The sequence below is a fragment of the Streptomyces phyllanthi genome (assembly GCF_009377205.1).
Classification (GTDB): Bacteria; Actinomycetota; Actinomycetes; order Streptomycetales; family Streptomycetaceae; genus Streptomyces; species Streptomyces phyllanthi.
Map to the genome: position 1 here is coordinate 1 of NZ_VJZE01000423.1, position 8,079 is coordinate 8,079.

Consider the following 8,079-nt stretch of genomic DNA (forward strand, 5'->3'; position numbering starts at 1 on the left):
AAGAGACAGCCCCCGCAGCGGCCTCCGCCCGCGCCGCGAACCGCGCCTTCGCCTCGTCCACCTTCCGCCCGAAGTGCACCGACGCCCACCACAGCGCGGCGAACACCGCGCCCAGGAAGAACATCATCGGAACGACGAAACCGGAGGCGATGAGAGCCACCTGCAGCACCCAGCCCAGCTGCACCCCACCGGGCCGCGTGATCAGACCGCACAACACGAGACACAGGGCCATCGCGACACCGCTGACCGTCCACACCATGCCCATGGACAGCTCCGGGTCCTTCATGGCCACCAGCCCCGCGAACCCGATGACGAAGAACTCACCGATCAGCGTCGAGGAACACAACGTACGCACAGAACTCAGCCCTTCCCCAGCAGCAGCCGGGCCTCGCCGACCGTGATGACGGACCCGGTGACGAGGACACCGCCGCCCGCGAACTCGCCCTCCTCCTCGGCCAGCGTGATCGCCGCCTCCAGGGCGTCGTCGAGTCGCGGCTCGACCTGCACCCGCTCGTCCCCGAACACCTCCACCGCGATCGCGGCAAGCTCGTCCGCGTCCATCGCCCGATGGCTGGAGTTCTGCGTGATGACGACCTCGGCGAAGAGCGGCTCGAAGGTCTCCAGCAGCCCCCGTACGTTCTTGTCGCCGCTCGCGCCCACGACTCCGATCAGCCGGCTGAAGTCGAAGGCCTCGCTCACCGCCTCCGCCGTGGCCCGCGCGCCCGCCGGATTGTGGGCGGCGTCCAGAACCACGGTCGGCGAGCGCCGTACGACCTCCAGGCGGCCCGGAGAGGCCACGGACGCGAACGCCTTGCGGACGGTGTCGATGTCGAGCGGCTCGGGCCGCTGGGAGCCCACCCCGAAGAAGGCCTCCACGGCGGCCAGCGCCACCGCCGCGTTGTGCGCCTGGTAGGCGCCGTGCAGCGGCAGGAACACCTCCTCGTACTCCCCGCCGAGCCCGCGCAGCGTCGCCAGCTGCCCGCCGACGGCGAGCTGCCGCGAGACGACCCCGAACTCCAGGCCCTCCCGCGCCACGGTCGCGTCCACCTCGACGGCCTTCTTCAGCAGCACCTGCGCCGCGTCCACCGGCTGCTGCGCCATGATCACGGTCGCGTCCTGCTTGACGATGCCCGACTTCTCGCCGGCGATCTCACCGGGCGTGGCGCCGAGCCGGTCGGTGTGGTCGAGGTCGATGGGCGTCACCACGGCCACATCGGCGTCGATCACGTTGGTGGCGTCCCAGCTTCCGCCCATGCCCACCTCGACGACGGCCACGTCCACGGGCGCGTCCGCGAAGGCCGCGTACGCCATGCCCGTGAGCACCTCGAAGAAGGAGAGCCGGTACTCCTGCGAGCCGTCGACCATCTCCACGTACGGCTTGATGTCCCGGTACGTCTCGACGAACCGCTCGGCGTCCATCGGGGCGCCGTCCAGGCTGATCCGCTCGGTGATCGACTGGACGTGCGGCGAGGTGTACCGCCCGGTGCGCAGCTCGAAGGCGCCGAGCAGGGCCTCGATCATCCGGGCCGTGGACGTCTTGCCGTTCGTCCCCGTGATGTGGATCGAGGGATATGACCGCTGCGGCTCGCCCAGTACGTCCATCAGCGCGGTGATCCGCGTGACCGACGGCTCCAGCTTGGTCTCGCCCCAGCGCGTGGCCAGCTCCGCCTCGACCTCGCGCAGGGCCTTGTCGGTCTCGGGGTCGGCGGGCCGCGCGGGCACGTCGGCCGACGGCGGCCCGCCCTGCGTGCGCAGGGTGCGGCTGCCGGCCTCGATCACCGCGAGGTCGGGGTCACGGTCGGTCTCGGCCGCGATGATCTCCTCGAAGGAGTCGATCGGGTCGGGCTGCTCGCTGCTGTCGTGCGGGGGGAGCTCACTCACACGGCCAGTCTACGGAGGGGCACCGACAGAGACCGGGGGTGGCTGGCCCCGGAGGCCGAAGGCCCCCGGAACCTCTCGGCTCCGGGGGCCTTCACACCCGTACGGGCAGGGCCGCTCACGCCTGCGGCAGTCGCTCCAGCTGGGCCTGGATCCGCGCGATGTCCTCGTCCGCCTTCGCGAGCCGTGTGCGGATCTTCTCCACGACCTGGTCCGGGGCCTTCGCGAGGAACGCCTCGTTGCCGAGCTTGGCCGTGGCCTGGCCCTTCTCCTTCTCGGCGGCCGCGAGGTCCTTGGCGAGCCGCTTGCGCTCGGCGGCCACGTCGATCACACCGGAGAGGTCCAGCGCGACCTCCGCGCCCGCCACCGGCAGCGTGGCCGTCGCCGAGAAGCTCTCGCCCTCCGGCTGGAGGCGCAGCAACTGGCGGATGGCGGCCTCGTGGGGCGCGAGGGCCGTGCCGTCGAGGCCGAGGCGGGCCGGGACGCGCTGGCCCGGCTGCAGGCCCTGGTCGGCGCGGAACCGGCGGACCTCGGTGACGACCTGCTGGAGCAGCTCGATCTCACGCTCGGCGGCCTCGTCACGGAAGCCTCCGTCCTCGGGCCAGTCGGCGATGACGAGGGACTCGCCGCCGGTGAGCGTGGTCCACAGGGTGTCCGTGACGAACGGGACCACCGGGTGCAGCAGCCGCAGGGTGACGTCCAGGACCTCGCCGAGGACCCGCTTGCTGACCTCGGCCGCCTCGCCGCCCGCCTGGAACGTGGTCTTGGACAGCTCGACGTACCAGTCGAAGACCTCGTCCCACGCGAAGTGGAAGAGGGCGTCCGACAGCTTCGCGAACTGGTAGTCGTCGTAGAAGGCGTCGGCCTCGGCCACGACCGAGTTCAGGCGGGAGAGGATCCAGCGGTCCGTCGAGGACATACGGGACGGGTCCGGGAGGGGGCCGTCCACGGTCGCGCCGTTCATCAGCGCGAACCGCGTCGCGTTCCAGATCTTGTTGGCGAAGTTGCGGGAGGCCTGGACCCAGTCCTCGCCAATCGGGACGTCGATACCGGGGTTGGCGCCACGGGCCAGGGTGAACCGGAGCGCGTCCGAGCCGTACTTGTCCATCCAGTCCAGCGGGTTGACCGCGTTGCCGAAGGACTTCGACATCTTCTTGCCGAACTGGTCGCGGACCATGCCGTGCAGGGCGATGGTGTGGAACGGCGGGGTGCCGTCCATCGCGTACAGGCCGAACATCATCATCCGGGCGACCCAGAAGAAGAGGATGTCGTAGCCGGTGACCAGGACCGAGTTCGGATAGAACTTCGCGAGGCTCTCGGTCTGTTCGGGCCAGCCCAGGGTGGAGAAGGGCCAGAGGCCGGACGAGAACCAGGTGTCCAGGACGTCGGTGTCCTGGTGCCAGCCCTCGCCGCTCGGCGGCTCCTCGTCGGGGCCGACGCAGACGACCTCGCCGTTCGGGCCGTACCAGACGGGGATGCGGTGGCCCCACCACAACTGCCGTGAGATGCACCAGTCGTGGAGGTTGTCGACCCAGTCGAAGTACCGCTTCTCCATCTCCTGAGGGTGGATGGTGACGCGGCCGTCGCGGACCGCGTCACCGGCGGCCTTGGCGAGCGGGCCGACCTTGACCCACCACTGCATGGACAGACGCGGCTCGATGGTCGTCTTGCAGCGCGAGCAGTGGCCGACCGAGTGGACGTACGGCCGCTTCTCCGCGACGATCCGGCCCTCGGCGCGCAGCGCGGCGACGATGGTGGAGCGGGCCTCGAGCCGGTCCAGGCCCTGGAAGGGGCCGTGGGCGGTGATGACGGCGTGCTCGTCCATGACGGTCAGGGACGGCAGGTTGTGGCGCTGGCCGATCTCGAAGTCGTTCGGGTCGTGGGCCGGGGTGACCTTGACGGCGCCCGTGCCGAACTCGGGGTCGACGTGCTCGTCGGCGACGACCGGGATGGAGCGGTCGGTGAGCGGGAGCTTGATGAGCTTGCCGATCAGATGCTTGTAGCGCTCGTCCTCGGGGTGGACGGCGACGGCCGTGTCACCGAGCATCGTCTCGGCGCGGGTCGTGGCGACGACGATGGTGTCGTCCCCGTCGCCGTACTTCATGGAGACGAGCTCGCCGTCGTCGTCCTGGTACTCGACCTCGATGTCCGAGATGGCCGTCAGGCAGCGCGGACACCAGTTGATGATGCGTTCGGCGCGGTAGATCAGCTCGTCTTCGTAGAGCCGCTTGAAGATGGTCTGGACGGCCTGGGACAGGCCCTCGTCCATCGTGAAGCGCTCACGCGACCACGCGACACCGTCACCGAGACGGCGCATCTGGCCGGAGATCTGACCGCCGGACTCCGCCTTCCACTGCCAGACGCGCTCGACGAACGCCTCACGGCCGAGGTCGTGGCGGGACTTGCCCTCCTTCGCCAGCTCACGCTCGACGACGTTCTGCGTGGCGATGCCGGCGTGGTCCATACCGGGCTGCCACAGCGTCTCGTAGCCCTGCATGCGCTTGCGGCGGGTGAGGGCGTCGATGATCGTGTGCTCGAAGGCATGCCCGAGGTGCAGGCTTCCGGTGACGTTCGGCGGCGGGATGACGATGGTGTACGCGGGCTTCTCGCTCTTCGCGTCCGCCTCGAAGTAACCCCGTTCTACCCAGCGCTCGTACAGCTTCCCCTCTACCTCGGCCGGCGCGTACTGGGTCGGCAGTTCGGTGATGGGCGCTGTTGGCTGCTGCTGAGCGTTCTCGGTCACGGGCTCAGTTTAGGGGTGTTACGGGGCGGTCCCGAAACCTGATTCTTTCGTAACGGTGGCCCCCCTGGTGCAGCCCGCTCACCAGGGCTGCGCCAGGATGTCAACACCACATAAGCATCTGGAGGGGAACCCAGAGATGAGCTACAACCAGCCGGGCCCGTACGGCGGGCAGCCCCAGCAGCCTGGACCGTACGGTCAGCCGGGGCCCTACGGCCAGCCGCCGCAGGCCCCCCAGCCCGGCTACGGCTACCCGCAGCAGGCGCCTCCCCCGCAGCCCGGCTACGGGTACCCCCAGCAGCCTCCCCAGGGTGTCCCGCCGCAGCAGCCCCCGTACGGCCAGCAGCCCCCGTACGGCCAGCAGCCTCCGTACGGTCAGCAGCCCTACGGGGTTCCCCAACCGCCGGCTCCCGGTGGGGGCAGGAAGAAGACGGGGATCGTCATCGGCGCGGCGGCCGTCGTGGCCGCGGTCGCCGTGGGCGCGTACTTCGTGATCGGCGCGGGCGGTGGCGCGGACGGCCTGGAGGACGACGGCCCGCACATGCTGACGACGCCCTCGCAACTGCTCACCGAGTACCAGCGGGTCGGCAAGGGTGGCGAGAGCAACGACGCGGACACCGAGAGCTATCTGGAGACCAGCGGCGTCAAGAACGGCAGGGCCGTCGTCGGGCAGTACTCGACGGCCGACTTCGGCGACTACGACCCGCTGAACCCCGACCCGAGCAAACTGCCCGGCCAGGCCGAGCTGCTGACCGCCAAGGGCGTCACGATCCTGGGCGGTTACGGCGAGATCGCGGACCCCGAGGCGTCCCTGGACAAGTTCTTCGTCGCCATCAAGAAGCAGATCGACGACAACAACAAGGCGATCGAGGAGGGCGACAAGGGCTCGGACGGCATCACGTCCGGCAAGACCGAGCTGATCGGCCAACCCGAGGAGGCCGACATCGACGGCGCGGTCATGAAGTGCCAGTCGACCAGGGCCACCAACGCGCTGACCAAGAAGGTGTCGACCGACTGGTTCTGCGTGTGGTCCGACTACAGCACGATCGCCATGGTCTCCCCCGGTGACAACACCCAGGGCATCACCAAGGACGCGGCGATCGACATGACGAAGAAGACGCGCGACGACATCCGCGTCGAGGGCCAGCCCCCCTCCTGAGCCCCACCACGCCTCCGACCACGAAGGGGCCCCGGTCGGTCGACCGGGGCCCCTCCTCGTGCGTGTACGGCGGCTGCGCCGTCTCCGTGCCGTCCCTACGCCGTCTTCTGCTCGCCCGAGCCGCGCCCGCGCGCGTCGCGCGGGATCAGCGTCGGATTGACGTTCGACAGGACGACATCGGCCGTGATGACCACGCGGGCCACGTCCTTGCGGGACGGGACCTCGTACATCACCGCTTGGAGGACCTCCTCCATGATGGCGCGCAGGCCGCGGGCGCCGGTCTGGCGGAGGATGGCCTGGTCGGCGATGGCCTCCAGCGCCTCGCGCTCGAAGTCCAGCTCCACACCATCGAGTTCGAAGAGGCGCTGGTACTGCTTCACCAGCGCGTTGCGCGGCTCCACCAGGATCTGGAGGAGCGCCTTGCGGTCGAGGTTGTGGACCGAGGTGATGACCGGGAGACGGCCGATGAACTCGGGAATCATGCCGAACTTGACCAGGTCCTCGGGCATGACCTCCTCGAACTGGTCCTTGGACTCCAGCTCGCGCTTGGAGCGGATCGTCGCGCCGAAGCCGATGCCCTTGGCGCCGGCCCGGGACTCGATGATCTTCTCCAGGCCCGCGAAGGCACCGCCCACGATGAACAGGACGTTCGTCGTGTCGATCTGGATGAACTCCTGGTGCGGGTGCTTGCGCCCGCCCTGGGGCGGGACGGAGGCCGTCGTGCCCTCCAGGATCTTCAGCAGGGCCTGCTGGACGCCCTCACCGGACACGTCCCGGGTGATCGACGGGTTCTCGCTCTTGCGGGCCACCTTGTCGATCTCGTCGATGTAGATGATCCCGGTCTCGGCCTTCTTGACGTCGTAGTCGGCGGCCTGGATGAGCTTCAGCAGGATGTTCTCGACGTCCTCGCCGACGTATCCGGCCTCCGTGAGCGCCGTCGCGTCCGCGATGGCGAACGGGACGTTGAGCATACGGGCCAGCGTCTGCGCGAGCAGCGTCTTGCCGGAGCCGGTCGGCCCCAGCAGCAGGATGTTGGACTTCGCCAACTCGATGGCGTCGTCGCGGCCTTGGGCCCCGCCGTTCTCACCGGCCTGGACCCGCTTGTAGTGGTTGTACACCGCGACCGAGAGGGCCTTCTTCGCGGCCTCCTGGCCGACGACGTACCCCTCGAGGAACTCGTAGATCTCGCGGGGCTTCGGAAGCTCCTCCCAGCGGACCTCGCTGGTCTCCGCGAGCTCTTCCTCGATGATCTCGTTGCAGAGATCGATGCACTCGTCGCAGATGTACACACCGGGCCCTGCGATGAGCTTCTTGACCTGCTTCTGGCTCTTGCCGCAGAACGAGCACTTGAGCAGATCGCCGCCGTCACCGATGCGTGCCACGGTGTGCTTCCCCTTCGCCTGGGAGACGCCTTGGGTCCAGCGGCTCCTGGTGCTGCCTTATGTCCGACGGTACCTTGCCGGGCCCCCCGTTCGGGCCCCCCTTGGCACGGTTCACTTTGACGTGCACCGTGCCAAACCGTGCCAAGGGGCGCCAGACGATACAGGGTCCGATGACCATACGCGTCAGCGGACGTCGGCGTTGTTCATCTTCCGGGTCGAGATGATCTGGTCGATCAGGCCGTACGACAGCGCGTCCTCGGCCGTGAGGATCTTGTCGCGCTCGATGTCCTCGCGGATCTTCTCGATCGGCGTGGTGGAGTGCTTGGCCAGCATCTCCTCCAGCTGCGAGCGCATCCGGAGGATCTCGTTGGCGGCGATCTCCAGGTCGGAGACCTGGCCGCGGCCGGTCTCGCTGTACGGCTGGTGGATCAGCACGCGGGCGTTCGGCAGCGCCATGCGCTTGCCGGGCGTGCCTGCGGCCAGCAGGATCGCGGCGGCGGACGCCGCCTGGCCCATGCAGACCGTCTGGATGTCCGGCTTCACGAACTGCATCGTGTCGTAGATGGCCGTGAGCGCGGTGAAGGAGCCGCCGGGGCTGTTGATGTAGACGGAGATGTCACGGTCCGGGTCCATCGACTCCAGGCACAGCAGCTGCGCCATGACGTCGTTGGCGGAGGCGTCGTCGATCTGCACGCCGAGGAAGATCACGCGTTCCTCGAAGAGCTTCGCGTACGGGTCGTACTCGCGCACGCCCTGGGAGGTGCGCTCGACGAAGCGCGGGATGACGTAGCGGGACTCGGCCGCGGGGCCGGTGTACTCGGCGCGCACACGGTCGTAGAGGCCGCTGCCGGGGAAGTCGTTCACTGTGGTCTCCTGGGAGCCTGAAAGGGGCTGAGGCGGTCGGCTGGGGGCTCTGGGGC

General features: G+C 69.0%; 6 protein-coding genes. 1 reads left to right on the forward strand and 5 read right to left on the reverse strand.

Annotated elements, in window-relative coordinates:
* The 3 genes from FNH04_RS36595 to FNH04_RS36605 all read right to left on the reverse strand — a co-directional run.
* Positions 1–355: DUF4233 domain-containing protein (locus FNH04_RS36595; protein WP_322724873.1), on the reverse strand; the 355-nt coding region annotated here is incomplete at its 3' end.
* Positions 356–360: 5 nt separating this feature from the next.
* A complete protein-coding gene (folC, locus tag FNH04_RS36600; RefSeq protein ID WP_322724875.1) occupies positions 361–1,881 on the reverse strand; it encodes a bifunctional tetrahydrofolate synthase/dihydrofolate synthase in 1,521 nt (506 codons plus the stop codon).
* Positions 1,882–1,996: 115 nt separating this feature from the next.
* Positions 1,997–4,621, reverse strand: coding sequence for a valine--tRNA ligase (locus FNH04_RS36605; protein WP_322724877.1), 2,625 nt, complete (start codon positions 4,619–4,621; stop codon positions 1,997–1,999).
* Positions 4,622–4,757: 136 nt separating this feature from the next.
* Here FNH04_RS36605 and FNH04_RS36610 point away from each other — a divergent pair, with 136 nt between their 5' ends.
* Positions 4,758–5,777, forward strand: a complete 1,020-nt coding sequence (locus FNH04_RS36610) for a hypothetical protein (RefSeq protein WP_152790149.1) — start codon at positions 4,758–4,760, stop codon at positions 5,775–5,777.
* 95 nt (positions 5,778–5,872) lie between these two features.
* On the opposite strand, the gene clpX is transcribed toward FNH04_RS36610, so the two are convergent.
* Complete coding sequence (gene clpX, locus FNH04_RS36615; protein WP_322724879.1) at positions 5,873–7,159, reverse strand: ATP-dependent Clp protease ATP-binding subunit ClpX; 1,287 nt, start codon at positions 7,157–7,159, stop codon at positions 5,873–5,875.
* A gap of 183 nt (positions 7,160–7,342) precedes the next feature.
* Positions 7,343–8,023, reverse strand: coding sequence for an ATP-dependent Clp protease proteolytic subunit (locus tag FNH04_RS36620; protein WP_322724881.1), 681 nt, complete (start codon positions 8,021–8,023; stop codon positions 7,343–7,345).
* Positions 8,024–8,079: the final 56 nt, after the last annotated feature.

Excerpts from the sequence above, each read along its gene's own strand:
- FNH04_RS36610 (WP_152790149.1), top strand. The coding sequence starts at position 4,758 with ATGAGCTACAACCAGCCGGGCCCGTACGGCGGGCAGCCCCAGCAGCCT.